Consider the following 25,868-nt stretch of genomic DNA (forward strand, 5'->3'; position numbering starts at 1 on the left):
TGAGAATCAGGACAGAAAAAAGGCGTCAGGCCGGACATACCATCCGGCCTGACGCCTCAAATTGCAATTACTTGGCGCTGACGGCCTTGTCCGGATTGGGCGGGAAGGCCGGATCGGTCTTCTTGCCGCGAAGCAGGTCAAGCGCGTAGTTGAGCTGGATGTCGTCCTTCGGATCCGGCGGAACATAAGCAACCGAGCCGGAGCCTTCGTCCGTCTCGCTCTGACCCTTGATGTGCCCGCGCAGGCTGGACTCGCCCTCGGTGACCATCTTGCCCTTCAGATCATCCGGCAGCGGCTCCTCGACCTTGATGTCGGGCGTGATACCGGTGCCCTGGATGGAGCGGCCCGACGGCGTGTAGTAAAGTGCAGTCGTCAGTCGCAGCGCGCCGTTTTCGCCGAGCGGGATGATCGTCTGGACCGAGCCCTTGCCGAACGAACGCGTGCCGAGCACCGTCGCACGGCGGAGGTCCTGCAGCGCACCGGCAACGATTTCCGAAGCGGACGCCGAACCGCCATTGATGAGAACGATCACCGGCTTTCCGTCCGTCAGATCACCCGGGCCAGCGTTGAAGCGGCGGGTTTCGTCCGGATTACGGCCGCGGGTGGACACCACCTCGCCCCGCTGCAGCAGCGCATCCGATACCTGGATCGCCTGATCGAGCAGACCGCCGGGGTTCAGGCGAAGGTCGAGCACATAGCCCTTCAGCTTGTCGGCCGGGACCGTCTTCTTGATCTTCTCGATCGCCTTCTCGAGGTCGGGATAGGTCTTTTCCGTGAAGGAGATGACACGCAGATAACCGACATCATCCTCGACGCGCGACTTAACGGCCTGGACCGCAACAACGTCTCGGACGATCGTCAGCTCAATCGGCTTGTCGGCACCCTTGCGGATCAACGTCAGCTTGATCGGCGTATTGACCGGACCACGCATCTTTTCGACAGCGTCTTCCAGCTTCAGGCCGCGAACCGACTGACCGTCGATTTCGGAGATGTAGTCGCCAGCAAGAACGCCGGCCTTTGCCGCAGGCGTGTCGTCGATCGGGGTGATGACCTTGACAAGCTCATCTTCCATCGTGACCTCGATGCCGAGGCCGCCGAATTCACCCTTCGTCTGGGTCTGCATGTCGGCTGCATCCTTGGCATTCATGTAGCTCGAATGCGGATCCAACGAGGACAGCATGCCGTTGATGGCATTTTCGATGAGTTTGTCCTCGGCCGGCGGCGTCACATACTGTGCGCGCACGCGCTCAAAGACGTCACCAAAAACGGAAAGCTCCTTATAGGTGGAGGCTCCAGCTGCTTCCGCAGGCACGCCCGCCGAATAGATGACGCTCATCGCGGTCGCACCCATCAATGCGCCGACCAGAACAAGAGAAGCCCTACGAATCATTGCGTGCCTTTCCAGTGTCTTTAGCGGTCCACCAAGGCCGGGAATCGACCGGTTTTCCATCTTTTCGAAATTCAATGTAAAGCGTTGGACGGTTGGTTTCCAGCGCCAATGCAGTCGCGCTCGCCACTCTTTTTGCACCCATTGCGGCAAGCGGCTCGCCAGCGAAGACGAACTTGCCCTGCCGCGTGCTGATCGTCTCCATGCCGGAGAGGACGAGATGATAGCCGTCGCCGGCGTCTAGGATGATCATTTGGCCGTAGCTGCGAAATGCGCCCGCATAGACAACAAGGCCATCTGCGGGAGCGGTAACCACCGTTTCCGGATTGGTGGCAAGCGTCATTCCCAATGCCTCATGGCCGGTTCCGTCGGCATCGCCGAACTGGCGGAGAGCATCGCCTGCCACAGGCAATTCCAGCTTCGCCTTCAATTCTCCGAAGGGATATGCGGGCGCAATGCGGTTTTTATCAGGCACACCGCTCTCCGCGAGCGCCTTGGCCTGGGCACGCTGCTCCTCGGTCAGGAGCTTGCGGTTCTCCTCGGCCTGCCGAGCTGCAGCCGCGGCTTCGCGCACCGATGCAATCTCGGTTTCCATCGATGCCACCAGACCCTCCAAGCTTGTCGCCTTGCTGGCAAGATCTTCCGAGCGCTTCTTCTCCGCGTTCAGTTCTGCGGCGCTGCTGCGGCTCAGCTTCTCGTTTTCGGCAAGAAGCAGATCCATGCGGCGCTCTTCTTCGATGTTGTTCGTCATCGTCGTGGTGAGCGCTGATTTTTCCGCAGCACTTGCTGCTTGCAATGCAGAAAGGTTAGCGAGATCGCCAGCGAGCTTGTCTGTCTCCTTTCGAATGCCGGGAACCACGGCGCCGAGCAGGATCGCGCTGCGCACTGAGGCGAGCGCATCGTCGGGTGTGACGAGCAGGGCAGGTGGCGGATTGCGGCCCATCCGCTGCAAGGCCCCTAGCACCTCCGCCAGCAAGCCGCGCCGTTCATACAGGGAACGCCGAACCGTATCTTCCTTCACGCCCAGATCGGCAAGCTTCTTCTCACTCTCCAAAATCTGCTTCTCGAGTGCCTTGCGCCGCGTCGCAGAATCGATCAGCGCCTGACGAACACTGCCGCTGCTCTTGTCCAGATCCGCGATGCTCTTCTCCAACTCGGCAACCTTGTCGGATGAGAGGCCTATCTTCTTCGACAAGGCATCAAGCTCGGCTCGCGTCTCGTCTCGCTTCTTCGCAAGGTCGGCCGCCGGATCGGGTGGCGGCTGGGCAACGGTTGCACCTGCCACAGTAGGCGCATCGCCCGGCGACATCCCTGCAACTTCCGGCGCATCTTGCGCGAAGGCGCTGGCGGCGAAGGGGCGGCTTACAACTGCCGCCACAGACATGCTCAAGCCTGCGGCCAGGGCCGACAAAATGACGTATTTTGGCTTGAACACGCGCGTCGGCATATGAGCTTCGAGATCCCTTTCAAATCGCGCGGAGATTAAGCTGATTTGACATTCTTTGCCAGATCGATTGAGGGTTTGCGCGCCCCAGGATGGACACGCTCGCGTGAGCAACGGAGCCCATCAAACGCGATGGTAGGGATGGCCGGAAAGGATCGTGACGGCTCGATATAGCTGCTCAGCAATCAGAGTACGAACCAGCTGATGCGGCCAGGTCATCTTGCCGAGGCAAAGCGTGGCTTCGGCAAGATCGTACAGCGACGGATCGAGACCGTCAGCACCACCGATGGCGATCGTGAGGTCGCGCTTTCCCTGATCGCGATAGTTTCCTAGGAGATTTGCAAAGCCTTCGCTGTCCAGCGCCTTGCCGCGCTCATCCAAGAGGATGAGGACGCTCCCGTCGGGCAGCAACTTTTGCAGCATTGCCGCTTCGTCGCGCTTGCGCGTATCGGCATTCGACGCGCGGCTTTCAGCAACTTCGGCGACACGGGAGAATTCGAGGCCGACAGCGGGACCAGCCTTGGAAAAACGATCGAAATAGCGGCCCGCAAGGTCCTTCTCGGGGCCTGACTTCAGCCGCCCCACTGCAAAAAGACCAACACGCATTATCCGCTCCTGCAATTCGGCATAGGGCGGCGCACATATGCCACCTGGCCGGATCCCATCATCCGGCCCAATTGAATTGCCGTCTATCAGGCACCGGACACAGCGTCCAGGCAGCCTGTTAGTGCACCGTTTCTTCGTCCATATCGGGCGCGGCCCACATCTTTTCGATGTTGTAGAACTCGCGTATTTCAGGACGGAAGACATGAACGATGACATCACCGGTGTCGATCAGGATCCAATCGCCGCCTTCCTGACCTTCGACACGGGCGCTTCCAAGGCCCTCGTCTTTCAGATCAGTCAACAGGTGATCGGAGATCGCCATGACATGCCTGCTCGAGCGCCCGGAGACGACGACCATGAAGTCCCCCAGTGCCGATTTTCCAGCAATGTCGATAGTGACGATATCTTCAGCCTTAGAGTCCTCAAGACTTGTGAGGACGGCGTGCAGGGCGCGGGCGGCAGCATCGGCGCCACGTTCCGGGCTCTTCGGGACAACGGCAAGCGTTTTTCCCTTGGCGTGTACTGTTGTCAGTGCTTTCCCTTTCTCGGAATGACAAAACATGCACATCACTGATTTGGGTGACCAAATCATAGTTAAGATAGGCACCAAACCATTAACGTTTCAAGACGCGCACAATCACAAAGCGTGAATATCCGCTTTGGTACGAGAACTCATCTTTAGATGGAAGACTGTATGTTGCCGGCTGTGTACAGTGCTTCCGCCCGCACGTAAAGTAAGTTCCGTTTCCGACCGCGAAGACCCCCGCCATGAAAAGCCCCTCAGTAGAAACCCTTACTCCAATTCTCCGCATCAGCTTTCCCCATGAAGACCGGCTCGGGCGCGGCAAGATGGAGCTGCTCGAGCACATCAGGGAAACAGGATCGATTTCCGCAGCCGGCAGGGCGATGGACATGTCTTATCGTCGCGCCTGGCTATTGGTCAGCGACATGAACAGGATGTTCCTCGAGCCCGTGGTCGAATCGCAAAGGGGAGGGCAAAAGGGAGGCGGGGCGACACTGACGCCATTTGGCGACGAACTGCTTGCCCGCTTTCGAAAGATGGAACAAGTCATGAAGGCGACCCTCGCGGATGACCTGGCATGGCTGGAGGCCAACCGATCGACCCAAAACAGTCGCTGATCACGGCTCTAGGGCAACCGTCTTTATGACGGCGAAAACCGGCACCCCGACTCGCAGGCCCAGCCGCTCTGCCGAAAAGCTGGTAATCCGGGAAAGGATTGGATCTCCGCCGCAATCAACGAGCACGTCGATTGTCGCGTCGTCGGCCTGAGTCATGGCCTGAACTAGACCTTCAAGGACATTGAGAGCACTCAAAGCCTCGGGCCTTTTCATTGCGAGCATCACATCGCGCGCGGGGATCCGCACCCGAACGGTCTTGCCCAGTACCAACATCGCTCCCGGGATGTGAAGTCTCGCCGATTTCAGGGCAATCGTCGCAATGCGATGCCGGGGGTCGACGCTCTCCACTTTTCCTTCGAGAAGCGCACCTGCCTCGCGTCGCTCGAACGAAGAGGGCGGATGGCTGAGCACGTCCGCCGCCGAGCCGACCGCCTCGACCTTGCCGTCCCGCATGACCACGACCTGATTGGCAAGGCGTGCTACCTCGGCGATCGAATGGCTGACATAGACGATCGGAATGTCCATCTCGTCGCGCAACCGCTCGAGATAGGGCATGACCTCGGCCTTTCGGGCATCATCCAACGCCGCCAGCGGCTCGTCCATCAACAGCAAACGAGGAGCCGAGAGCAGGGCCCGGCCAATCGCCACGCGCTGCTTTTCGCCACCTGAGAGCTTTTCGGGTCGGCGCTCAAGCAGGCTTTCGATACCGAGCAACGCAACAATGCGGTCCAGGCCCTCCGGCGAGCCGGCAGCTTTGGCGAACCATTTGCCATAGGATAAATTGTGGCGAACATTGAGATGCGGAAACAGTCGTGCTTCCTGAAAGACATACCCGAACCTTCGGCGGTGCTTCGCGACGAAGATCCGCCGGTCGGTGTCCGTCATCGTCTGCCCGTCGAGGATAACCTGCCCTCTATCGGGTCGTGTCAACCCGGCGATGATGCGGATCATCGACGTCTTACCGGAACCGGACCGGCCGAACAGCGCGGTGATCCCGCGTTCCGAGGTAAAGGCGGCATCGAGCGAAAACGCGCCAAGACGCTGCTTTGCGTTCACAACGAGCGTCATTCCGGATCGATCCTCCGACCGGCGATGCGCGATAAAAACTCCGACGCGAGTAGGGCGACCATGGAGATGGCGACTGCGACGAGCGTCAGCCGCAGAGCACCGGCGTCACCGCCGGGAACCTGCGTGAAGGAATAGATCGCGGCCGAGAGTGTCTGTGTTTCCCCCGGAATATTGGAAACGAAGGTGATTGTTGCCCCGAACTCCCCCATCGCCTTGGCAAAGGAAAGGATCATTCCGGCGATGATTCCCGGCAGCGTTAACGGCAGCGTTATGGTCAAAAAGACCCAGAACGGACTGGCACCCAGCGTGCCGGCCGCCTCCTCCAGCTTTCGATCAACCGCTTCGATAGAGAGCCGGATGCTGCGCACCATCAGGGGAAAGGCCATGACCGCGCAGGCAAGTGCCGCACCCGTCCAACGAAACGAAAAGACAATGCCGAAATATTGATCGAGGATGGTGCCAATCGGTCCGCGTCGCCCGAAGAGAATCAGCAGGATGAAACCCGTGACCACCGGCGGCAGGATCAGCGGCAGATGAACGACACCGTTGAGAACAGATTTGCCCCAAAACCGCCCGCGCGCCAACAAAAGGGCTACTCCGATCCCGAACGGCAGGCTCGCCAGCATCGCGACCACTGACACGCGCAGGCTGAGCAAAATTGCTGTCCATTCGTCATCGCTCAGGCCGAGTGCGTTCAAGCCATTTCTCCAAAAACAGAAGGCCCGTCGGACGGGCCTTCTCACGCTAAGTCCTCGTGCGAAAATTCGCAATCATTTCAAGATGGTGAAACCCTGATCGGCAAAGAAATGGGCCGCCTTTTCCGACTTCAGGAATTCCAGGTAAGCAGCGGCATCCGGGTTCTTGCTCTCGGAGAGCACAGCAATCGGATAGATGATTGGTGGGTGCGAATCCGCCGGGAAGGTTCCAACAACCGCAACGCCCGGATCCGCAGACGCGTCGGTCTGATAGACGATGCCGTACGGTGCCTCACCGCGCGAGACCAGAGCAAGTGCCGCCCGAACACTCTCCGCCCCAGCTACCTTGCCTTCGACGGAAGGCCAGACGCCGAGCGCCTCAAGCGCCGCCTTGCCGTACTTCCCGGCCGGAACAGACTTGACCTCGCCCATCGCGAGCTTGCCATCGCCGAGCAGAGCAGCAAGGTCGAAGCCCTTCTTGATGTCGACCGGCTTGGCGTGATCCTTGGGTGCGACAAGTACGATCTTGTTGCCGAGGAGATTTGACCGAGTGTCGGCCTTGATCAGGTTCTTCTTTGCGAGATAGTCCATCCAGTCCAGATCGGCCGACATGAAGATGTCGGCGGGCGCACCGCCTTCAATCTGCTTTGCAAGCGCCGAACTCGCAGCATAGGAAGCAACCGCTTCTTTGCCGCCTTCCTTCGCCCAGGCGGCATTCGCCGCATCAAGGGCGTTCTTCAAGCTGGCTGCCGCGAAAACGGTAACCTTCTCCGCGGCGATTGCCGGCGTTGCTGCAACACCTAAAAGAACCGCCGAAATGGTAGCGGCGGCAACGTTGATCCATTGGCGGCGACTGTACATGATCTCTCCCCGAGTTTCGCAATATCCGGAGAAATATAACGTAGCCAGCGCCTTGGCTACCGTTATATTTTCGAGGGCATAACCATTTTGCTCAATCGGAGGACTTCACGCATTCGTGAAGCGCATGGCTGGGCACCACCGTCCGCTAAAGGAGCTGAAATTCCGCATAAGTGCGTGCCAAAAACGCGGAGGCTTGGCCGAAATCCTTGAGAATGCAAAAGAAATGGGCATCACAGAAATGACTTCTGTCGAGAGATATGCCGTATACGCATTGCTGCAATGCAATACGCTAGCTTTAAAAATCCGAAGAATGTGGTACAACACACTCATCAAACGACGATCTCCTCCTCCCAAAGTCGTTTGATATGGATCGGCAACACTCCTCCTCCCAGTTGTCGATCAAGTTTACGAAGCCCGACGGATCTCCTCCCCCGTCGGGCTTTTCGTTTGTTCGATCCCGGAAAATCCAACTATTTCAAGGCGCCGTTCGTGGCGCGGATATCGGTCGAGCTGAGGCCCGAGCGCGGACCGTGTATGAAAGTCCAGGCAGGTGCGCGCCGTTTCCAGAGGGCTTGAGAATCATCCTCGTCAATACGAGCGAAATCGAACGTCCGCGCCATCTTCGACGAGAGGAACGACAGCGTGGAACCCGGCCGGTCGATGACGGCAATCGGAAACGTGTTGACGATGTCCTGCCAGCGCTGCCACAGATGGAACGTCTTCAGGCTATCCGCCCCCATGATCCAGATGAAATGGACATGCGGGTTGCGCGCCTTGACGCGCGCCAACGTGTTGGCCGTGAAGCTCGTCGCAAAATCGCGCTCGAACGCCGTGACCTTGATCGAGGGGTGTCGGGCAAGACACTCGCTCAAGGCGATCCGCTCTGCAAGCGGCAGCAAATGCCTACGATCCTTGAGAGGATTGCCGGGCGTAACGATCCACCACAACTGATCGAGGCCAAGCCGCTTGATCGCGATTTCGGCAACCAGCGCATGCCCGTCATGCGGCGGATTGAAGGAGCCGCCGAAAAGACCGACGACCATGCCGCGCTCCGTATGCGGCATGCGAAGATAAGGTCGGTCGATCTCGTCGTTGATCACGTCAGGGCCGGGTCTGTCCGGTGCCGCGCACCCGATACTTGAAGGATGTCAATTGCTCGACGCCGACCGGGCCGCGCGCATGCATCTTGCCGGTCGCGATGCCGATCTCGGCACCCATGCCAAACTCGCCGCCATCGGCGAACTGCGTCGATGCGTTGTGCAACAGGATCGCGGAATCGACCTCAGTGAAAAACCGCTCAACCACATCGGGATTCTCGGCAATCACCGCCTCGGTGTGGTTGGAGGAATAGGTCTGGATATGCTCTATCGCACCCGAAATGCCATCGACAATGGTAACCGAAACGACGGCGTCCAGGTATTCCGTCGACCAATCCTCCTCGGTCGCAGCCTTCACACCGGGCATCGCTTGAACGACGGCAGCCGAGCCGCGGATCTCGCAACCGGCGCCTGCGAGGGCTTCCAACAGCGGACGAAGATGGGTGCTGGCGACAGCGTTGTCGATGAGGATCGTTTCGACCGCACCGCAAATACCCGTGCGCCGCATTTTCGCGTTGACGACGATCTCCTTGGCCATCCCGAGATCGGCCGAGGCATCCACATAGATATGGCAAAGCCCTTCGAGGTGCGCAAAGACAGGCACCCTCGCCTCGTTCTGGACGCGCGCAACAAGGCTCTTGCCGCCGCGCGGAACGATAACGTCGATCGCGCCATCCAGTCCTCGGAGCATTGCGCCGACAGCCGCGCGGTCGGTCACCGGCACAAGCTGAATGGCGTGCTCCGGCAGTCCGCCAGCCTTCAGGCCTTGCACGAGGCAGGCATGAATTGCCTGCGACGAACGCCGGGAATCGGAACCGCACCGCAAAATGACGGCGTTGCCGGCCTTCAGGCACAGGGCACCCGCATCCGCAGTCACATTCGGGCGGCTCTCGAAAATCACGCCGATAACGCCAAGAGGCGTACGGACACGCTCGATCTTCAAACCGTTTGGCCGGTCCCAGGCCGCGATCACTTCGCCGACCGGATCCTTGAGGGCCGCAATCGCGCGGATCCCGTCAGCCATTTCGGCAATACGCTTGTCAGTCAGGGTGAGGCGGTCAACGAAGGATGCCAGCATGTCCGTGCCGGCGACATCCTTCAGATCCTTCGCATTCTCGGCGAGGATATGATCCTTGTTGTCGAGGATCGCATCGGCCATGGCGTTCAGCGCCTTGTTCTTCGCCTCGGTGGACGCAAAGCCCAACGGTCGCGCGGCAGCCTTGGCTTTGCGGCCGATGTCATTCATCAGCGCGTCAATGTCAGGGCTCTGCGCAACGGTATCAAGCATAGCTTGTGTCCTTCTTCTGCCTTTCCGATTTCGAACCGATCTGCGACGTCATCACCATGTCGTCGCGATGGATCATTGCCGCACGTCCCGCGTAGCCGAGGATTGCCTCGATCTCCGTCGACTTGCGGCCGGTAATCTGCCGTGCCTCTTCGGCATCGTAGCCGGCAAGCCCGCGGGCGATCTCCCGACCGTGCGGGCCGACGATCGCCACGGTATCGCCGCGGCTGAAAAGCCCGACCACCCTGCGCACGCCGGCTGGCAGCAAGCTCTTGCCGGCGCCGAGCGCGGCAACAGCGCCCTCGTCGACGTGAAGTTCGCCCGCCGGCTGCAGTTGGCCGGCAATCCAGGTCTTCCGGGCCGTGACAGGGGTCCCAGAAGGCGCGAACCACGAGGACCGCGCACCGTTCTCGATTGCCGAGAGCGGGCTGTCCGTCTTGCCTGATGCGATGATCATGGCGCAGCCGGCCGTCGTCGCGATCTTTCCAGCATCGATCTTTGTACGCATGCCGCCCCGCGACAGCTCGGATGCCGCCCCCCCTGCCATGGCTTCAATCTCAGGCGTGATCTCGGCTATCGTGGGAAGAAACTCAGCCTGCGGATCGAGGTGCGGCGGTGCCGTATAGAGCCCGTCGATGTCGGAGAGCAGAATCAGCAGATCAGCGCCGGTCATCGTCGCGACACGCGCGGCTAGGCGATCATTGTCGCCGTAGCGGATTTCGCTGGTGGCAACAGTATCGTTCTCGTTGATAATCGGCACCGCGCCGATCTTCAGAAGCTGGTTGATAGTGGCACGCGCGTTGAGATAGCGACGACGCTCTTCGGTATCGCCGAGCGTCAGGAGAATCTGGCCGGCAACGATCTCGTCCCGTGACAGGCTTTCGGACCAGGCGCGCGCCAAGGCGATCTGGCCGACGGCCGCCGAGGCCTGGCTTTCCTCGAGCTTCAAGGCACCCGAAGGCAGGTCGAGAACGGAGCGACCGAGCGCAATCGCACCGGAGGAAACGACGAGGACATCAACGCCCTTCGCCTTCAGGACCGCAATATCGCGGCACATCGCGTCAAGCCATGCTTTCTTCAGGCCCATCTTGCGATCGACGAGGAGGGCCGAACCGATCTTGATGACGACGCGGCGATAGCGCTCGAGCGACTTACGCGTCGTCATTGGCCTCGCCTTCGTCATCCGACACCATATCGCGGTGGCGGAGTTTCGGTGCCTTCGCGAGTTTTTCCGCTGTACCCGCATTCGCCTCGACGATGACATCCCGCAAGGCGCGCAACACTTCCGTCATGCCCTTGCCCGTCGCCGCGGAAATCTGGAACGGCGTCCTGCCGCAGGCCTTGGCAAGCTCCTTGGTCTTCTTCTTCAACGTGTCGTCGTCGAGAACATCGATCTGCGACAGAGCGACGATCTCCAGCTTGTCGCCAAGATCACCGCCATATGCCTCGAGTTCGCGGCGCACGGTCGTGTAGGCCTTGCCAACTTTCTCTTCCTGCGCGGATACGAGATGCAGCAATACGCGCGTGCGCTCGACATGGCCGAGGAAGCGGTCACCGATCCCGACACCTTCATGTGCGCCTTCAATCAGCCCGGGAATGTCGGCAAGGATGAACTCCTGTCCATCAACGGTCGCCACGCCCAGGTTCGGGTGCAATGTCGTAAAGGGATAATTAGCGATCTTCGGCCGGGCGCGAGTGACAGCCGCAAGGAACGTAGACTTGCCGGCATTCGGCAATCCGACGAGACCGGCATCTGCAATCAGTTTCAGATGCAGCCAGATCGTCTTTTCCTCACCAGGAAGACCAGGGTTGGCCCAGTCCGGCGCCTGGTTGACCGAGGACTTGAAGTGCGCGTTTCCGAAGCCGCCGTTGCCGCCGGTAGCGAGCCGGAAGCGTTGGCCTTCCTCGGTGAGGTCACAGATCAGCGTTTCCTGGTCTTCCTCGAAAATCTGCGTGCCGACAGGCACCTTCAGCGTCACGTGGTCGCCATTGGCCCCGGTACGGTCCCTGCCCATCCCGTGCGTGCCGACCTTGGCCTTGAAGTGCTGCTGGTAGCGGAAATCGATCAGCGTATTGAGGCCATTGACCGCCTCGACCCAGACGTCGCCGCCGCGTCCGCCGTCACCGCCATCCGGGCCGCCGAACTCGATGAATTTCTCGCGCCGGAACGAGACGCTGCCCGCACCGCCGTCTCCGGACTTGATATAGACCTTTGCTTCGTCGAGAAATTTCATTTTACTTCCATGTCCGGTGGCTGTTCATCGCCCCTCTTGCCGCTTTCGATATAGGCGGTTCAATCGGAGGTCAAAGGATTATCGTGAAGTTTGCGAGCTATAACATACAGTACGGCTTTGGTCTTGATGGCATCTACGACCTCGACCGAATCGCCGCGAGCCTCGATGGCGCCGACATCATCGCGCTCCAGGAGGTCACTCGTGGCTTCGCCAGGAACGACTATGCCGACATGGTTGCCGACCTTGCAGCGCTTTTTCCCAACCATTTCTGGGTCTATGGGCCGGCTTGCGACCTGCATATCGAAGAGGGCTCCGATGGCTGGCCGACACACGGAACGCGCTTCCAATTCGGCAACATGGTACTCTCGCGCTGGCCGATCCTCTCGACTCGAACGCTGCTTCTGCCGCGCAGCCGAACGATCTCGAAAGTCAACCTCCAGCGGGGCGCAACGGAGGCCGTTATCGAAACGCCGGAGGGGACGCTGCGCGTCTACTCGGTGCATCTCGATCACGTCTCGATCGACGAGCGCAGCCGGCAACTCGTTCATCTGAACGAGCGCATCAACGCCTTCGTTTCCGAGGGCGGCTCGGTCACGGGCGCTGTCGAGTTCGATGTCGATGATCCGCCATTGCCCGAGGATTATCTCATCATGGGCGACTTCAACATGACGCCGGAGTCGCCCGAATACTGCCTTCTTGCTGGAGCCACGGACGGCTACTACGGCCGCGTCCCACGCATCGGCACGCCTGTCGACGCGCTTGCAGCGCTGAAGGCTTACCCGCCCGGCAGCTATAGCTGGATGGATCCCAAGGATCATGGCAAACGCATGCATCTCGATTACATCTTTGTCGGCTGCGGCCTAGCGGGCCGTCTGAAATCGGCAAAGATCGATACAGATTCGGTAGGCTCCGACCACTTCCCCGTCTGGGTCGAGATCGGCGGTTAATAGCGAGGCGTCCCAACGCATCGGGACGCCTCTTGTTTGTTCAGGCGATCCTCGCCTGTTGCAACGCGCCCGGCTTCAACATCGTCTCGACGTGCGTGACCATGGTGTTGCGTGCGAAGCTGTAGATCTCGCTGCAACCGGTCATGCGGAAGCCGAGCTTCTCCTGCAGCTTCAGCGAGGCCGGATTGTCGGCAAACACGCCGGAATGAACCGTCGTGTCGGGCATGCGGCGCGAAAAGCGCTCCAACACAGCCGATACCGCCTCGCTCATATAGCCGCGCCGCCAGTAGAAACGGTTCAGCCAGTAGCCGAGGTGCCAGAGACCATGGCGCAGCTCGATCGCGACGACGCCGATATGGGCGTCGTCGCCGGTCGTGATCGCAAACTGCCAGTCGGGCATACCGCCAGCCGTCACCGGTACCAGCCAGTCGAGCGCGTCCTGCCTGTCATAAGGAGCAGGAACGCGCGCGAGCATGCGGGTCACGGCGAAGTCGGACAGTGTGTCAGCGATCGCATCTGCATCACTCAGCCGGTGCGGCCGGAGAACCAGCCGGTCAGTCGCAATGACAGGCATCGGGCCGGGCGTCATCGACTGGCTCCTGGGTCTTTGAAGACTGATCGCGTTCATAAGACGCTCCCCCAGCTTCTCAGCGACATCCAGGTCTTCCGATCAAGCCTGTACCACTCGACCGGGACGTTACTGCCCAGCGCCAGCGACGCCGCAAGGCCCGATCCCTGGAACTGGAAGCCGCACTTCTGGATGACCCGCCGCGAAGCGACGTTCATCACCCGGCAACGGGCATCGATCTGATCGACATCCTGCCGCGTGCGGAAGACCATATCGACCAAGGCATGGCACGCCTCAGTCATAAAGCCTTGATTCCAGTAAGGTTCGCCTAGCCAGTAACCGATCTCGACGGTCCGCCCATCAAGATGCGGCTCAACTCCGCAGCACCCGATGAAGGCACCGTTTTCGGCTTTCGTGATCGCATAGACGCACTTGCCAATCTCGCCGTTTTTCGTGCGTCGCACGAAGTCGGCGGCATCATTGGCCGTATACGGGTGCGGCATACGCGACACCATGGTGGCGACTTTGGCGTTGTTGGCAAGATGGGCAAGGGCGTCGATGTCTTCTTCGTGCGGCGCGCGCATGACGAGCCGCTCCGACAGTAAGACAGGGCAATCGGTCCTTAACCGCTCCGGCCTCAGCCGTTCCTTGGGAGACCGCTGGTCTTCCCTGAAAGACCGCGATTGGCCTTCCCTCAACAATTCGCCTTGCATGTTCAGTCCTCCTTCGTTGGACAAGAAAAAAGGGGAGATGGCGCCCCATCTCCCCTGTTTTCTGGACTGAACCTGATACGCTCAGCCGGGTCGATGAGACGCCGGCTGTTTTAGAGCGCTACCGGCTTATTCCGCTGCTTCCGCTTTCGGCATTACAGACACGTACACGCGGCCATTGGCCTTCGTACGGTAGTTCACATTGCCGGCCGTAAGCGCAAAAATGGTGTGGTCCTTACCGAGGCCAACGTTGGCGCCCGGATGCCACTGCGTACCGCGCTGACGCAGGATGATGTTGCCCGCGATGACGGTTTCGCCGCCGAACTTCTTCACGCCAAGGCGCTTGGATTCGGAATCACGACCGTTGCGCGATGAACCGCCAGCTTTTTTGTGTGCCATTGGTGTTCTCCTTTAAACCTTAAGTCCCGTAATCTTACTTGGCAGCCACGATGTCCGTGATACGGACAACAGTGTGGTGCTGGCGATGGCCGCGCGAACGCTTCGAGTTCTGACGACGGCGCTTCTTGAAGGCGATGACCTTCTTGCCGCGGTTGTGCTCGACCACTTCGGCCTTGACGGAAGCGCCCTTGACGAAGGGAGCACCAATCGCAGCGTCGGCGCCTTCGCCGATTACGAGGACTTCGGTGAATTCAATTGCGTCGCCAGCGGTTGCTTCAAGCTTCTCGATGGTCAGCACGTCGTTTGCCGCCACACGGTACTGCTTACCGCCGGTCTTGATGACTGCGAACATTTTTTATCCTTTCATGTTCGTTCCGGCTCATACCCGCCCAACAAGCAGGTGGCCGTCTTTTTATCAGTCGAGGTTAAGCAGGGATTTCAGAGGCTTTAGCCCAGAACTCTCGCTGCCGGTGATCCACCCCGCGCGAGCGCGAGACTGGCAAGGCGCAGACTTATCCACACCTATTGCGAAGCCGGGATACGCGAGGCCAAAAACACTGTCAAGGCAAAAGGATGAAAAGCTTTGAGATTTCGTCTTGCCAGCCCGTCATTCTGTCGCTATGTAGCCCACCGCGCCGAACAAGCGCCGACCAAACCGCGGAGAGGTGGCAGAGTGGTCGAATGCACCGCACTCGAAATGCGGCATACCTGCAAGGGTATCGTGGGTTCAAATCCCACCCTCTCCGCCATAGTTCCCACCTGGCTTGAGTCAGTCTTCCCCGGCAGTCGACGCCCGCTGGACTTCTATCGGCGTTTTTCGAAGAAGGCGGCAATGCCGGCTTGCGCCTCTTCTGTTTCCCACGTGTCCGCGAGTTGGGTAATCACGTTGTCGATGATCTCGTCTGTGATTGGCGTGGCAAGCGAACGTGCAAGGGCCTTGGCGCGCGCTGCGGCCTGCGGCGAAGCTGCGAGGAATTCGACGACTTCCTGATTGATGGCCCATTCAAGATCACCTAACGGCACGACGGAGGCAACAAGACCGATCGATTTGGCATGGGACGCATCGAATGTCCGGCCGGAAACAAAGAGGGACCGCGCCGCAGAACTGCCGATTCGCGCCACGACATAGGGGCTGATCGTTGCTGGAATCAGGCCAAGCCGAACTTCCGTCAGGCCAAAACGAGCGGTTTCCGAAGCAACCACAGCATCGCAGACGCTGATCAATCCGATCCCGCCGCCGAAGGCGCTCCCGTGGACGCAGCCAACGAGTGGCTTCGGAACCTCGTTCAGCGCCTTGAACATCATCGCCAGCCGCCGCGCTTCGGCGATTCTCTCCGCCCGGCTTGCTTGGAACTGGGCACTCATCCACTCCAGATCACCGCCGGCACAGAAGCTCTTGCCCGCCCCTGCAAGTACGATGACGCGTACATTCCTGTCCGATCCGAGAGCGTTTGCCGCTTCCGTCAGTTCGTCAATCATTCCGGCGGACATGGCATTATGTTTGTCTTCGCGGGCCAGCGTAAGCCGAGCAACACCGCGTTCGTCGATCGAAATCATCAGCGTTTCCGGCATTACCCTGCACTCCTGAGGCTCTGGGCAAAGCGCGCCGCCTCTTCCAGCTTTTGCGGCGAGAGCCCGGTTCGATAACCCTTGCGGGCAAGGAACTGGGCGACTTCCAACGTATCGACATTTCCCTTTGCGCCCGGTGCGTAGGGGCAACCGCCCAAGCCGCCGACTGACGCGTCGAAGACCCGCAGCCCGTGCTTCAACGACACCTCGATATTGTCGAGAGCCCAGCCATCAGTGTCGTGGAAATGACCGGCAAGCATGGTCGCCGGCGCATAGGAGAGGACCGTCAGCAGCATCTGATCGACCTCCTCAGGGCGTCCTTTGCCGATCGTATCGCCGAGGCTGATCTCGTAGCAGCCCAAGCCATGCAGGCTCTCGACGACGCGCGCCGCCGCATCGGGCGAAACCGCACCCTCATAGGGACATTCGACGACGCAGCTGACATAGCCGCGCATCGGGACGCCGTGCCTATGGCTTGCTTCGGCAACCGGCTTGAAGCGCTCGATACTCTCGGCGATGGAACAGTTGATGTTCTTTTGCGAGAAGCTTTCCGAGGCGGACGCGAAGATCGCGACCTCGTCCGCGCCCGCCGCGATTGCCGCGTCGAATCCTTTCATATTCGGCGTCAGAACTGCGTATCGAACACCTGGTCTCCGCTTAATGCCGGCCATGACTTCGGCGGCGTCAGCAAGTTGCGGCACCCACTTCGGGCTGACGAAGCTTGTCGCCTCGATCCGCTCGAAACCACATTCCGAGATCATGTCGATCAGAGCAATTTTCGTGGCGGTCGGGATTAAATCCTTCTCGTTCTGCAGCCCATCGCGTGGTGCCATCTCGACGATCGAGACATCCCGCGGCAGCAATGACGATTCTCCGGGCTGCACAATCACGTCTCCTCTACCCGAAGCGTCAGAAGCACCGCGCCTTCATCGACCTGCTGGCCTTCACTCACCTCCACCGCTTCCACCGTTCCGTCGCGGGCCGCAACGAGTGTGAGTTCCATTTTCATCGCTTCCATGACGACAAGCGCATCGCCCTTGGAGACCGCGGCTCCCGAACTCGTGCGCACGATTTTCACAAAGCCCGGCATCGGGGCGATCAGCCTGTTGCCATCCGCAACATCGCTCGCACTGAAATCGAGCCGGTTTCCGAGGTGGAAAATATGGGTTCTGTGATCGACACTGACCACCAAGTGATGTGCCGCCAAGCTCGCCTTGACGTGGACTTGCCGGCCATCGACCTCCGCCCGGCATCCGTCATCCTGCCGACTGACGATTTTCACTGGAATGACGCGCCGGCCGTCGTGTACCGCAAAGAAATCAAACCCCTTTGCGGCAACCCGTAGCGTAGAATGCCCCCCTTCGTAGGTCAGCGTGACGATGCGTTGCATTTCGCTCCAAAGCTGCCAGTGCCCCAGCGTCAGCCATGGATCGCCATCCGATGATTGCCTAAGCGCGCCCAGCGACAACACCGCGGCAAGAGCAACAACCGTGTCTACCGGCGGCTCGATTGCCGTCAGCAATGCAAGGTCGCGATCGATCAGGCCGGTATCGGGATGGCCGGCGACGAATTCCTCCTGCGCACTCAACCTGGCCAGAAAGTCCAAATTGGTGGTGACGCCGACGACATGTGAACTCTGTAACGCACGGGTTAACCGCGACAGAGCGACATTGCGGTTTGGTCCATGCACGATCATCTTGGCGATCAGCGGATCGTAATGGGCGGAGACCGTATCGCCAGGACGTACTCCGGCATCGATCCGCGCCGTAACCTCAGGAAAGTCCAGATGCCGGATCGTTCCCGTCGCGGGGAGGAAGCCCTTGACCGCATCCTCGGCGTAGATTCGCGCCTCGAAGGCCCATCCGTAGATCTCAAGCTCCGACTGCTTCTTCGGTAGGGGCTCGCCGGCAGCGACACGCAATTGCCACTCGACCAGATCGACCCCGGTGATCGCCTCGGTGACCGCATGCTCGACCTGGAGGCGAGTATTCATCTCCATGAAGTAGAAGCGATCCGGCCAGAGGCCGTTCGAGACATCCGCGATGAATTCCACGGTGCCGGCCCCACGGTAGGAAATGGCACGCGCCGCACGTACGGCGGCGTCGCCCATCGCGCGGCGCATCTCCGGCGTCATCCCCGGTGCCGGCGCTTCTTCGATCACTTTCTGGTGGCGACGCTGCAGCGAGCAATCGCGCTCGAAAAGATGCACGACGTTGCCATGCCGATCCCCGAAGATCTGAACTTCGATGTGGCGTGGGCGAATGAGATATCGCTCGATCAATACGGCGTCGTCGCCGAATGCAGCCTTCGCCTCCCGCCGTGCGGCAGCGAGCGCTTCGGGAAAATCCTCTTCGCTGTCGACGCGGCGCATGCCTTTGCCGCCACCGCCGGCGCGGGCCTTGATGAGCACGGGGTAACCGATCAGGGTGGCCTGGTCGGCGAGAAACCCATCATTCTGCTCCTCACCGTGATAACCCGGGACAACCGGTACGCCCGATTGATCCATCAGCGCCTTTGCCGCGTCCTTCAATCCCATGGCACGGATGGAGGACGGCTGAGGTCCAATGAAGACCATCCCCGCGGCCTCCACGGCTGCCGCAAAGTCGGCATTCTCGGACAGAAACCCATAACCGGGGTGAATGGCTTCGGCGCCGGTCCGCTCGGCTGCAGAAAGGATCCGTTCGACCGAGAGATAGCTTTCCTGCGCACTGGCCGGCCCAAGGCGAACTGCTTCGTCCGCCATCTCGACGTGCAGTGCCCCAACATCGGCATCCGAATAGACCGCCACGGTCGCGATCCCCATGCGCCTGGCGGTCCGGATCACCCGGCACGCTATCTCGCCACGGTTTGCGATGAGAATTTTCTGGAACATCGCTACCTCACATCCGAAACAGGCCGAAACGCGTCTCTTCAATCGGCGCATTCAGCGCCGCAGACAGCGAGAGACCGAGCACATCGCGGCTCTTTGCCGGATCGATCACCCCGTCGTCCCACAGCCGCGCCGACGCGTAGAGCGGATGGCTCTGCCGGTCGAAAAGATCGAGCACCGGCTGCTTGAAACTGCTCTCCTCCTCTGGCGACCAGGGCGTGCCGGCGCGGGAAAGCGCCTCTCCCCGTACAGTCGCAAGCACGCCTGCCGCCTGCTCTCCACCCATGACCGAGATCCGGCTGTTCGGCCATGTCCAGAGAAAGCGCGGCGAGAAGGCGCGACCTGCCATGCCGTAATTGCCCGCCCCAAAGGAACCGCCGACCAGCATCGTCACCTTTGGCACACCGGTCGTTGCGACCGCGGTAACGAGCTTGGCGCCGTTCTTCGCGATGCCTTCGGTTTCGTATTTGCGGCCAACCATGAAGCCGGTGATGTTCTGCAGGAACACGAGCGGTATCCTGCGCTGCGAGCAGAGTTCCACGAAGTGCGCGCCCTTGAGGGCCGATTCCGAGAACAGTACACCGTTGTTGGCAACAATGCCGACGGGGATGCCATGGAGATGCGCAAAGCCGCAGACCAGCGTCGTCCCATAGCGTGCCTTGAATTCATCGAAGCGCGAGCCGTCGACGATGCGGGCAATGACTTCGCGCACATCGTAGGGCACGCGCAGGTCGGCCGGGACGATCCCTGCGATTTCCGAGGGATCGAACAGTGGCGCCTCAACCGCTTGGCGCTCGACGGCGCCCGCCTTGGATCGATTGAGATTGGCGACGGCCCGCCTCGCCAGCGCCAGCGCATGCGCGTCATCGCGCGCAAGATGGTCCGCGACACCGGAAAGCCTTGTGTGCACATCGCCGCCACCGAGATCCTCGGCCGAGACGACTTCACCGGTTGCTGCCTTGACTAGTGGCGGGCCAGCGAGAAAAATCGTTCCCTGCCCCTCGACGATGATCGCCTCGTCGGACATGGCCGGTACATAGGCACCGCCTGCCGTACACGAGCCCATGACGACGGCAATCTGCGGAATTCCTGCGGCCGACATATTGGCCTGATTGTAGAATATCCGGCCGAAATGATCGCGATCAGGGAACACCTCGTCCTGGTTCGGCAGGTTCGCGCCACCGGAATCCACCAGGTAGATGCACGGCAGATTGTTCTGGGCTGCAACTTCCTGCGCACGCAGGTGCTTCTTCACCGTCATCGGAAAGTAGGTGCCGCCTTTGACCGTCGCATCGTTGCAGACGATCATGCAATCACGCTCTGAAACACGGCCGATGCCGGTAATCAGGCCAGCACCGGGAGCCTCGTTGCCGTACATGCCGTGGGCCGCGGTCAATCCGATCTCGAGAAACGGTGTGGCTGGATCGAGTAAAGCTGCAATCCGATCGCGCGGCAGCATCTTGCCGCGGGAAACATGACGCTCGCGCGCGGCAGGTCCACCACCATTGGCGGCACTTACAGCCGCCTCTTCGATGGCACGGATCGCCTCGGCCATTGCCGCGCGATTTGTCCTGAAGCTCTCCGAATTCGTCGAAATCTGCGACTTCAAAACCGTCATTGGTCACCAGGATGGTTGTCGGATGAACGTTCGAATCAGGCCGTTTCAGCAAAGAGCTCGCGGCCAATCAGCATGCGTCGGATTTCAGAGGTTCCGGCACCGATCTCGTAGAGCTTGGCGTCGCGTAGGAGTCGGGCGGCGGGATAGTCGTTCGTGTAGCCGTTGCCCCCGAGTGCCTGGATCGTTTCGAGAGCCAGAAGCGTCGCCTTCTCCGCGGCATAGAGGATGCAGCCAGCCGCATCCTTGCGCGTCGTCTCGCCGCGATCGCAGGCGGACGCCACCGCATAGACATAGGCGCGTGCAGTGTTCATGGTGACGTACATGTCGGCGAGCTTGCCCTGCATCAGCTGGAATTCGCCGATCGCCTGGCCAAACTGCTTTCTCTCGTGAAGATAAGGCATGACGACATCCATGCAGGCCGCCATAATGCCGATCGGACCCGCCGAAAGGACGACGCGCTCGTAGTCGAGCCCCGACATCAGAACGCGCGCACCACCCCCGATGGTACCGAGCACATTTGCCTCGGGAACCTCGCAATCCTCGAAGATCAGCTCGCAGGTGTTGGAGCCGCGCATGCCGAGCTTGTCGAGCTTCGGGCCGGTTGAAAAGCCCTTGAAGACCTTCTCGACGAGGAACGCGGTGATGCCGCGCGGTCCCGCATCGGGGTTTGTCTTCGCATAGACAACCAGCACATCCGCATCCGGGCCGTTGGTGATCCACATCTTGTTACCATTGAGAACGTAGCTGTCGCCGCGCTTCTCCGCCCGAAGCTTCATCGAAACGACGTCCGACCCGGCACCCGGCTCCGACATGGCAAGCGCACCGACATGCTCGCCGGAAATAAGCTTCGGCAGATAGTCTGACTTCTGCGCTTCCGTTCCATTGCGGCTGATCTGGTTGACGCAGAGGTTTGAATGGGCGCCGTAGCTGAGCCCGACCGAAGCTGAAGCGCGGCTGATTTCCTCCATCGCGACGCAATGGGCCAGATATCCCAAGCCGGCGCCGCCATAGGTCTCCTCGGCCGTGATCCCGAGCAGCCCCATCTCACCCATCTCGCGCCAGAGCGGCGCTGGGAAACTGTTGCTACTGTCCGTCTCGGCTGCCAGCGGCGCGATGCGCTCCGTCGCGAAACGCCGAACGCTGTCGCGGAGCGCCTCGATCTCGTCCGCCAGACCAAATCTCAAACCACCGGAATACATGCCTTCCCTCCCAAGTCCGGCGCGCGATTACCGCGTCCGGCATGCGTGTGTCGTTATTTTCCCGTCATTGTTTTCACGCGCGTATCTGGTCGGCAGCTCCTCCACTGCCGGTCGGCCTGATAAATTTCGTTGAAGAACGCGAAAATGGCAAGCATTTCCGAGCGGCCAGACAATTCTGACCGCCAGCTTGCTCCCGCGAATATTCGATAGATCTGCCGCCGGCACATGCCCTTCCTCCCGAGATAGGCAACGACCTGAATACGCGCAGGATCTGTGCAGATTCGCGCGAGAACAAAGGGATGCTAGCACCGGGCGCGCGGAATTTCTGAACCAAGACGGTTCATCTCGCGCATAATTTGGAAAGATTTTGTCGTCGGGACGACGCGTTCAACCGCAAGGGTTGTCCGACAAAGCGGCAGCCCAAATGCGGCCGGAACCGATCGTGATGCGGTCAGCGCTTGATGGCGCGGCCGCTACGGCTTTCGGCAATTGCCCGCACTTGATGCCGACGAACCAGCTCAGCCTGGACCTCGGCTTGGAATGTCATGACCTGGTTACGGACCTCGTCGTCGGAGCAGCCAAGCGACGTCAGCTCAGCGGCGAGCCGGCGGCACTCGGTCTTCCAGAAGGTGACTGCTTCCTCGCCATGGCGGCGATCCAGTTCGGCCGCGCACCGTTCGATGTCACCGGCGCGCGAAGCGACCGGGAAAAGCACGATCTCGCTCGTCGTCATTGCTTGCAGAGTTTTGTTTGACTGTACTGTCATCGACTCATTCCGTTGCGTCCGACTCATTCGTAGCCGACCATGGTTAACGCTTTCCTTTCATGCTCGACAAAGTCACCCGGTCGGTTCGTCGCACATCATGCCAGCTCCGGTTGAAGGGTGGATATGGGAGTATCAAGCCGCCAATCACTTCCGCCATAGGCAGGACTTCCGGATAGTCAAAAATGTCGCTAGGTTCTGCAGACTGCTTTGTCGGTGCAGTGGGGGGCTGGAAATCGGTGAGGAGGATAATCGCGAAGCTTGTCGCGGCAGCCATCGTGGTATTCGCGCGAGCAATAACGGCGGTGCGCGCCATCTGGCCGAATGACGGCATCCCTAACGGGCAGTGCGTTTATTTTGCCAATCATTCCAGCCACGGCGATTTCATTCTGGTCTGGGCGGTCCTGCCACCGAGCTTGCGGCGCCGGACACGCCCCGTCGCCGGCGCGGAATATTGGCTAAAGTCGTCGATCAATCGCTTCATCGGCCGCGATGTCTTCCAGGCCGTGCTGATCGAGCGGGATCGCGAGAACCGCACCAGTGATCCAATTGAAGTCATGGCCGAGGTGATTGATTCCGGCGCGTCGCTGATTCTCTTTCCCGAAGGCACACGCAACCAGACGGATGCGCAGCTACTACCGTTCAAAAGCGGGCTTTTTCATCTTGCGTCGACCCGGCCGGACCTTCAGCTCGTGCCCGTCTGGATCAACAATCTCAATCGCGTCATGCCTAAGGGCGAGATTGTCCCGATTCCCCTCATCTGCACCGTGACCTTCGGCAGCGCCATGCGACTTGAAGCCGATGAGGGCAAGGAAACCTTCCTCGACAGGGCGCGCACGGCGCTGCTCGATCTGTCGCCCAAGCACCTCGGCGGTAACGAATGAACGCAAACTCCGATCTGTGGACGCTCGTCCTCGGCATTTTCACGCTCCTCATCGTTTCCTCGACCATCGGCTATCTGTTGCAACGGCGACTGCCGGCCGGTCAGTCGAATGCCGCGATCGAGAACCTGAATGCACGCATCAAGGCCTGGTGGATCATGGTCATCCTGATCGGCCTCGCCTTTCTTGCCGGTAGGATTGGCGTGCTGCTGCTGTTTGGCTTTTGCTCTTTCGCGGCGCTACGCGAGTTCATCACGCTGACCGACACCAAGCGCGCCGACCACTGGGCCCTCGCGGCCGCTTTCTTCATCGTCCTGCCGCTCCAGTATTGGCTGTTGTGGGAGAGACAATACGGCATCTTCTCGATCTTCATTCCGGTCTACGCATTCCTTTTGATGCCGATCATCTCCGTCCTGCGTGGCGATACCGAACGCTTCCTCGTCCGCATCGCCGAAGTTCAATGGGCGTTGATGATCTGCGTGTTCTGCGCCTCCCACGTTCCGGCGTTGCTGACCTTGACGATCCCGGGCTACGAAGGGCGCAACGTTCTTCTAATCGCCTTCCTGGTGATCATCGTGCAGCTCAGCGATGTCCTGCAATATGTCTGGGGCAAGCTGTTCGGCCGAACGAAGATCGCGCCAAGCCTGTCCCCTTCGAAGACCGTGGAAGGCTTTGTCGGCGGCGTCGCCAGCGCCACATTGATCGGCGCCGCTCTGTGGTGGATTACGCCATTTACGCCATTTCAAGCCGGGATCATGGCTTTCGTTATCACGATGATGGGGTTTTTCGGCGGCCTCGTCATGTCAGCCATCAAGCGAGATCGCGGCGTCAAGGATTGGGGCCACCTGATCGAAGGTCATGGCGGATTGATCGACCGGCTCGACTCCGTGGTCTTTTCCGCACCGATCTTCTTTCACATCGTTCGCTACTGGTGGTCGACCACATGATGGCGTTGGCACGTCGCCTGGCCCAAAGCAGTTTGACTCACGTGCTCTTCGCATTCGTAGCCATGGGCGGCTGGGCGGTCCTCGCCAACAGTAGCCATCCGCTGCAACAGGCCCTGCTGGCCGGCGTTGTGCAAGGCGGACTCTCAGCCTGTCTTACCTTATTTCTCAAGACCGTGATCGAGTGGCTCTCGAAGCAGTTTAAGGGGCACGCCAGGCTCTGGGCGCCGCCATTGATTGCATGCCTTGCCTCGACTAGCGTGCTGATCTCGATCCATGCCTTGAGCGGCACGCCGGAAATCCTGAAGACCATAGCGGTGCCGCTGGCTGTTTCGACGAGCTATGCGGCCATCTACAACTACTTTCTCTACCAAAAGGCGATTGGGGCATGACGGAAACGGGCGATCGGCGGCCACTGGCAAGCAGAGACACGCGATGGGCAAAGCGCGTCGCACAGTGGCTAGCGTCGCGGTCGATCACGCCGAACCAGATTTCGCAGGCGAGCATGATCGCCGCCGCGCTGGCCGGCGGCTCCTTTTGCCTTGCCGGATTTGAGACCGGCTGGATCCGGGCCGTCTTCCTCGTTCTCGCGGCCGCTTTCTGCCAATTGCGGCTGCTGTGCAATCTCTTCGATGGCATGGTTGCCGTCGAAGGCGGCAAAGGTGCAAGCGACGGACCGTTCTGGAACGAATTCCCCGACCGCATCGCCGATATCATGATCCTGGTCGGCGTGGGGTATGGCGTTGGATCCCCTGGCCTCGGTTGGGCAGCAGCCTCCTTTGCAGTGTTGACCGCCTACGTTCGCGAGCTCGGACGAGCAGCGGGGACACCAAGCGACTTCTCAGGCCCGATGGCAAAGCAGCACCGCATGGCAACGATGACGGCCGCGGCAGCTCTCTCTGTCCTCGAGCCGCTGTGGAACGGGCACAATCAGGTCTTGCATACAGCCCTCTGGCTGATCGCGATCGGCGCTGCCTTCACGGCATTGCGACGAGGCAGAAATGTTGTTCGAAGCCTGAAGGCTGGCCGAGCGGGCCACTGACGAGATCCGCTCAATCCTGCTCAGGCGTACCGAAAAGCCGGAAAGTGCGCTTTGCAGCGGCGCGGGCGGTCAATAGAACAACGACGCCGCTTCTTCTTTTCCCCGAAGCGGCCTAGGACTAGCCTCGCTTCGGCGAGGCATTTTTCTTTCCCGTATTTATAAGATTTTTATATCCGCGCCCCGCCGCCAATCTCGAACGCTTATGCGCTTCGGCCGCATATTAATGTCCGAGAGATCCAAGGATCATCTCCACGCCAGAAAGCATGAAAGGTGCCATCCGGTGGGTGGCGCCCTTTGTCTTGTCTGACTCCAGAAGAACAACAGGAGTCAAGATCGATGATGGACATAGTTCTACTCGCCACAGCAATCGTATTTTTCGCCCTGTGCTTTGCTTACACCAAAGCCTGCGACCGGCTCTAACCGGAGAAGCGCCATGACACTCGACTATATTCTCAGTGGTGCCGTCACCGTGTTCCTCACGGTTTACCTCACCTACGCTCTCATTCGCCCCGAACGCTTCTAGCATCGCGCCCTCTCCCACT

28 protein-coding genes and 1 tRNA gene are annotated in these 25,868 nt (G+C 60.1%); 8 read left to right on the forward strand and 21 right to left on the reverse strand.

The window, feature by feature from the left end:
* Positions 1–67: 67 nt before the first annotated feature.
* The 4 genes from RGCCGE502_RS23890 to rsfS all read right to left on the reverse strand — a co-directional run bounded on the left by RGCCGE502_RS23890 (position 68) and on the right by rsfS (position 3,999).
* A complete protein-coding gene (locus RGCCGE502_RS23890; RefSeq protein WP_016556774.1) occupies positions 68–1,390 on the reverse strand; it encodes a S41 family peptidase in 1,323 nt (440 codons plus the stop codon).
* Complete coding sequence (locus RGCCGE502_RS23895; RefSeq protein ID WP_016556775.1) at positions 1,380–2,834, reverse strand: murein hydrolase activator EnvC family protein; 1,455 nt, start codon at positions 2,832–2,834, stop codon at positions 1,380–1,382. The genes RGCCGE502_RS23890 and RGCCGE502_RS23895 overlap by 11 nt, the downstream gene beginning before the upstream one ends.
* Positions 2,835–2,954: 120 nt before the next feature.
* Complete coding sequence (rlmH, locus tag RGCCGE502_RS23900) at positions 2,955–3,437, reverse strand: 23S rRNA (pseudouridine(1915)-N(3))-methyltransferase RlmH (RefSeq protein WP_016556776.1); 483 nt, start codon at positions 3,435–3,437, stop codon at positions 2,955–2,957.
* Positions 3,438–3,555: 118 nt separating this feature from the next.
* Entirely contained in the window at positions 3,556–3,999 is a 444-nt protein-coding gene (rsfS, locus tag RGCCGE502_RS23905; RefSeq protein WP_016556777.1) for a ribosome silencing factor, read from the reverse strand.
* Positions 4,000–4,205: 206 nt separating this feature from the next.
* Here rsfS and RGCCGE502_RS23910 point away from each other — a divergent pair, with 206 nt between their 5' ends.
* Complete coding sequence (locus tag RGCCGE502_RS23910) at positions 4,206–4,577, forward strand: winged helix-turn-helix domain-containing protein (protein ID WP_016556778.1); 372 nt, start codon at positions 4,206–4,208, stop codon at positions 4,575–4,577.
* On the opposite strand, the gene modC is transcribed toward RGCCGE502_RS23910, so the two are convergent.
* The 7 genes from modC to obgE all read right to left on the reverse strand — a co-directional run bounded on the left by modC (position 4,578) and on the right by obgE (position 11,817).
* On the reverse strand, positions 4,578–5,645 hold the full coding sequence (gene modC / locus RGCCGE502_RS23915; protein WP_016556779.1) for a molybdenum ABC transporter ATP-binding protein: 1,068 nt from the start codon (positions 5,643–5,645) through the stop codon (positions 4,578–4,580).
* Entirely contained in the window at positions 5,642–6,343 is a 702-nt protein-coding gene (gene modB / locus RGCCGE502_RS23920) for a molybdate ABC transporter permease subunit (protein WP_016556780.1), read from the reverse strand. The genes modC and modB overlap by 4 nt, the downstream gene beginning before the upstream one ends.
* 72 nt (positions 6,344–6,415) lie before the next feature.
* Positions 6,416–7,201, reverse strand: coding sequence for a molybdate ABC transporter substrate-binding protein (modA, locus tag RGCCGE502_RS23925; RefSeq protein ID WP_016556781.1), 786 nt, complete (start codon positions 7,199–7,201; stop codon positions 6,416–6,418).
* Positions 7,202–7,671: 470 nt separating this feature from the next.
* Entirely contained in the window at positions 7,672–8,265 is a 594-nt protein-coding gene (locus RGCCGE502_RS23930) for a nicotinate-nucleotide adenylyltransferase (protein ID WP_244441790.1), read from the reverse strand.
* A gap of 37 nt (positions 8,266–8,302) precedes the next feature.
* Positions 8,303–9,586 carry a glutamate-5-semialdehyde dehydrogenase gene (locus RGCCGE502_RS23935; RefSeq protein ID WP_016556783.1) on the reverse strand — a complete coding sequence of 428 codons (1,284 nt, stop codon included), beginning with the start codon at positions 9,584–9,586 and terminating at the stop codon, positions 8,303–8,305.
* Positions 9,579–10,748, reverse strand: a complete 1,170-nt coding sequence (gene proB / locus RGCCGE502_RS23940; RefSeq protein ID WP_016556784.1) for a glutamate 5-kinase — start codon at positions 10,746–10,748, stop codon at positions 9,579–9,581. Before proB ends, RGCCGE502_RS23935 begins: the two co-directional genes overlap by 8 nt.
* On the reverse strand, positions 10,735–11,817 hold the full coding sequence (gene obgE, locus RGCCGE502_RS23945; RefSeq protein WP_016556785.1) for a GTPase ObgE: 1,083 nt from the start codon (positions 11,815–11,817) through the stop codon (positions 10,735–10,737). The genes proB and obgE overlap by 14 nt, the downstream gene beginning before the upstream one ends.
* 83 nt (positions 11,818–11,900) lie before the next feature.
* Here obgE and RGCCGE502_RS23950 point away from each other — a divergent pair, with 83 nt between their 5' ends.
* Entirely contained in the window at positions 11,901–12,764 is an 864-nt protein-coding gene (locus tag RGCCGE502_RS23950) for an endonuclease/exonuclease/phosphatase family protein (protein WP_016556786.1), read from the forward strand.
* 40 nt (positions 12,765–12,804) lie between these two features.
* Here RGCCGE502_RS23950 and RGCCGE502_RS23955 read toward each other — a convergent pair whose 3' ends face one another.
* The 4 genes from RGCCGE502_RS23955 to rplU all read right to left on the reverse strand — a co-directional run bounded on the left by RGCCGE502_RS23955 (position 12,805) and on the right by rplU (position 14,793).
* Positions 12,805–13,392, reverse strand: a complete 588-nt coding sequence (locus RGCCGE502_RS23955) for a GNAT family N-acetyltransferase (protein ID WP_040675494.1) — start codon at positions 13,390–13,392, stop codon at positions 12,805–12,807.
* A complete protein-coding gene (locus tag RGCCGE502_RS23960) occupies positions 13,389–14,045 on the reverse strand; it encodes a GNAT family N-acetyltransferase (RefSeq protein ID WP_016556788.1) in 657 nt (218 codons plus the stop codon). The genes RGCCGE502_RS23955 and RGCCGE502_RS23960 overlap by 4 nt, the downstream gene beginning before the upstream one ends.
* A gap of 126 nt (positions 14,046–14,171) precedes the next feature.
* Positions 14,172–14,441, reverse strand: a complete 270-nt coding sequence (gene rpmA, locus RGCCGE502_RS23965) for a 50S ribosomal protein L27 (RefSeq protein ID WP_016556789.1) — start codon at positions 14,439–14,441, stop codon at positions 14,172–14,174.
* 34 nt (positions 14,442–14,475) lie between these two features.
* A complete protein-coding gene (rplU, locus tag RGCCGE502_RS23970; RefSeq protein WP_007528566.1) occupies positions 14,476–14,793 on the reverse strand; it encodes a 50S ribosomal protein L21 in 318 nt (105 codons plus the stop codon).
* Positions 14,794–15,100: 307 nt separating this feature from the next.
* Between rplU and RGCCGE502_RS23975 the strand changes: the two genes are divergently transcribed.
* Positions 15,101–15,190: transfer RNA gene (locus RGCCGE502_RS23975), tRNA-Ser, on the forward strand.
* Between the two features lie 55 nt (positions 15,191–15,245).
* Here RGCCGE502_RS23975 and RGCCGE502_RS23980 read toward each other — a convergent pair.
* The 6 genes from RGCCGE502_RS23980 to RGCCGE502_RS24005 all read right to left on the reverse strand — a co-directional run bounded on the left by RGCCGE502_RS23980 (position 15,246) and on the right by RGCCGE502_RS24005 (position 22,462).
* Complete coding sequence (locus tag RGCCGE502_RS23980; protein ID WP_016556790.1) at positions 15,246–16,013, reverse strand: crotonase/enoyl-CoA hydratase family protein; 768 nt, start codon at positions 16,011–16,013, stop codon at positions 15,246–15,248.
* Positions 16,013–16,843: a hydroxymethylglutaryl-CoA lyase gene (locus tag RGCCGE502_RS23985; protein ID WP_244441791.1), complete on the reverse strand. Its 831-nt coding sequence runs from the start codon at positions 16,841–16,843 to the stop codon at positions 16,013–16,015. Before RGCCGE502_RS23985 ends, RGCCGE502_RS23980 begins: the two co-directional genes overlap by 1 nt.
* A 53-nt stretch (positions 16,844–16,896) precedes the next feature.
* Entirely contained in the window at positions 16,897–18,882 is a 1,986-nt protein-coding gene (locus RGCCGE502_RS23990) for an acetyl/propionyl/methylcrotonyl-CoA carboxylase subunit alpha (RefSeq protein WP_016556792.1), read from the reverse strand.
* Between the two features lie 7 nt (positions 18,883–18,889).
* A complete protein-coding gene (locus tag RGCCGE502_RS23995) occupies positions 18,890–20,497 on the reverse strand; it encodes a carboxyl transferase domain-containing protein (protein WP_016556793.1) in 1,608 nt (535 codons plus the stop codon).
* Between the two features lie 35 nt (positions 20,498–20,532).
* Positions 20,533–21,696, reverse strand: coding sequence for an isovaleryl-CoA dehydrogenase (locus tag RGCCGE502_RS24000; protein ID WP_016556794.1), 1,164 nt, complete (start codon positions 21,694–21,696; stop codon positions 20,533–20,535).
* 451 nt (positions 21,697–22,147) lie between these two features.
* Entirely contained in the window at positions 22,148–22,462 is a 315-nt protein-coding gene (locus tag RGCCGE502_RS24005) for a DUF6074 family protein (protein ID WP_019280546.1), read from the reverse strand.
* Positions 22,463–22,698: 236 nt separating this feature from the next.
* On the opposite strand from RGCCGE502_RS24005, the gene RGCCGE502_RS24010 reads away from it, so the two are divergent.
* From RGCCGE502_RS24010 to RGCCGE502_RS24030, 5 genes are all read left to right on the forward strand, one after another.
* Entirely contained in the window at positions 22,699–23,343 is a 645-nt protein-coding gene (locus tag RGCCGE502_RS24010) for a lysophospholipid acyltransferase family protein (protein WP_016556796.1), read from the forward strand.
* Positions 23,340–24,287, forward strand: a complete 948-nt coding sequence (locus tag RGCCGE502_RS24015) for a phosphatidate cytidylyltransferase (protein ID WP_016556797.1) — start codon at positions 23,340–23,342, stop codon at positions 24,285–24,287. The genes RGCCGE502_RS24010 and RGCCGE502_RS24015 overlap by 4 nt, the downstream gene beginning before the upstream one ends.
* The gene (locus RGCCGE502_RS24020) at positions 24,284–24,676 is read left to right on the forward strand and encodes a hypothetical protein (protein WP_040675495.1); all 393 of its coding nucleotides are present in this window, start codon (positions 24,284–24,286) and stop codon (positions 24,674–24,676) included. The genes RGCCGE502_RS24015 and RGCCGE502_RS24020 overlap by 4 nt, the downstream gene beginning before the upstream one ends.
* On the forward strand, positions 24,673–25,326 hold the full coding sequence (locus tag RGCCGE502_RS24025) for a CDP-alcohol phosphatidyltransferase family protein (protein ID WP_016556799.1): 654 nt from the start codon (positions 24,673–24,675) through the stop codon (positions 25,324–25,326). The genes RGCCGE502_RS24020 and RGCCGE502_RS24025 overlap by 4 nt, the downstream gene beginning before the upstream one ends.
* Before the next feature lie 433 nt (positions 25,327–25,759).
* Positions 25,760–25,849 carry a K(+)-transporting ATPase subunit F gene (locus RGCCGE502_RS24030; RefSeq protein WP_016556800.1) on the forward strand — a complete coding sequence of 30 codons (90 nt, stop codon included), beginning with the start codon at positions 25,760–25,762 and terminating at the stop codon, positions 25,847–25,849.
* The last annotated feature ends 19 nt before the right edge of the window (positions 25,850–25,868 follow it).

The sequence above is a fragment of the Rhizobium grahamii CCGE 502 genome, assembly GCF_000298315.2.
Lineage (GTDB): Bacteria > Pseudomonadota > Alphaproteobacteria > Rhizobiales > Rhizobiaceae > Rhizobium > Rhizobium grahamii.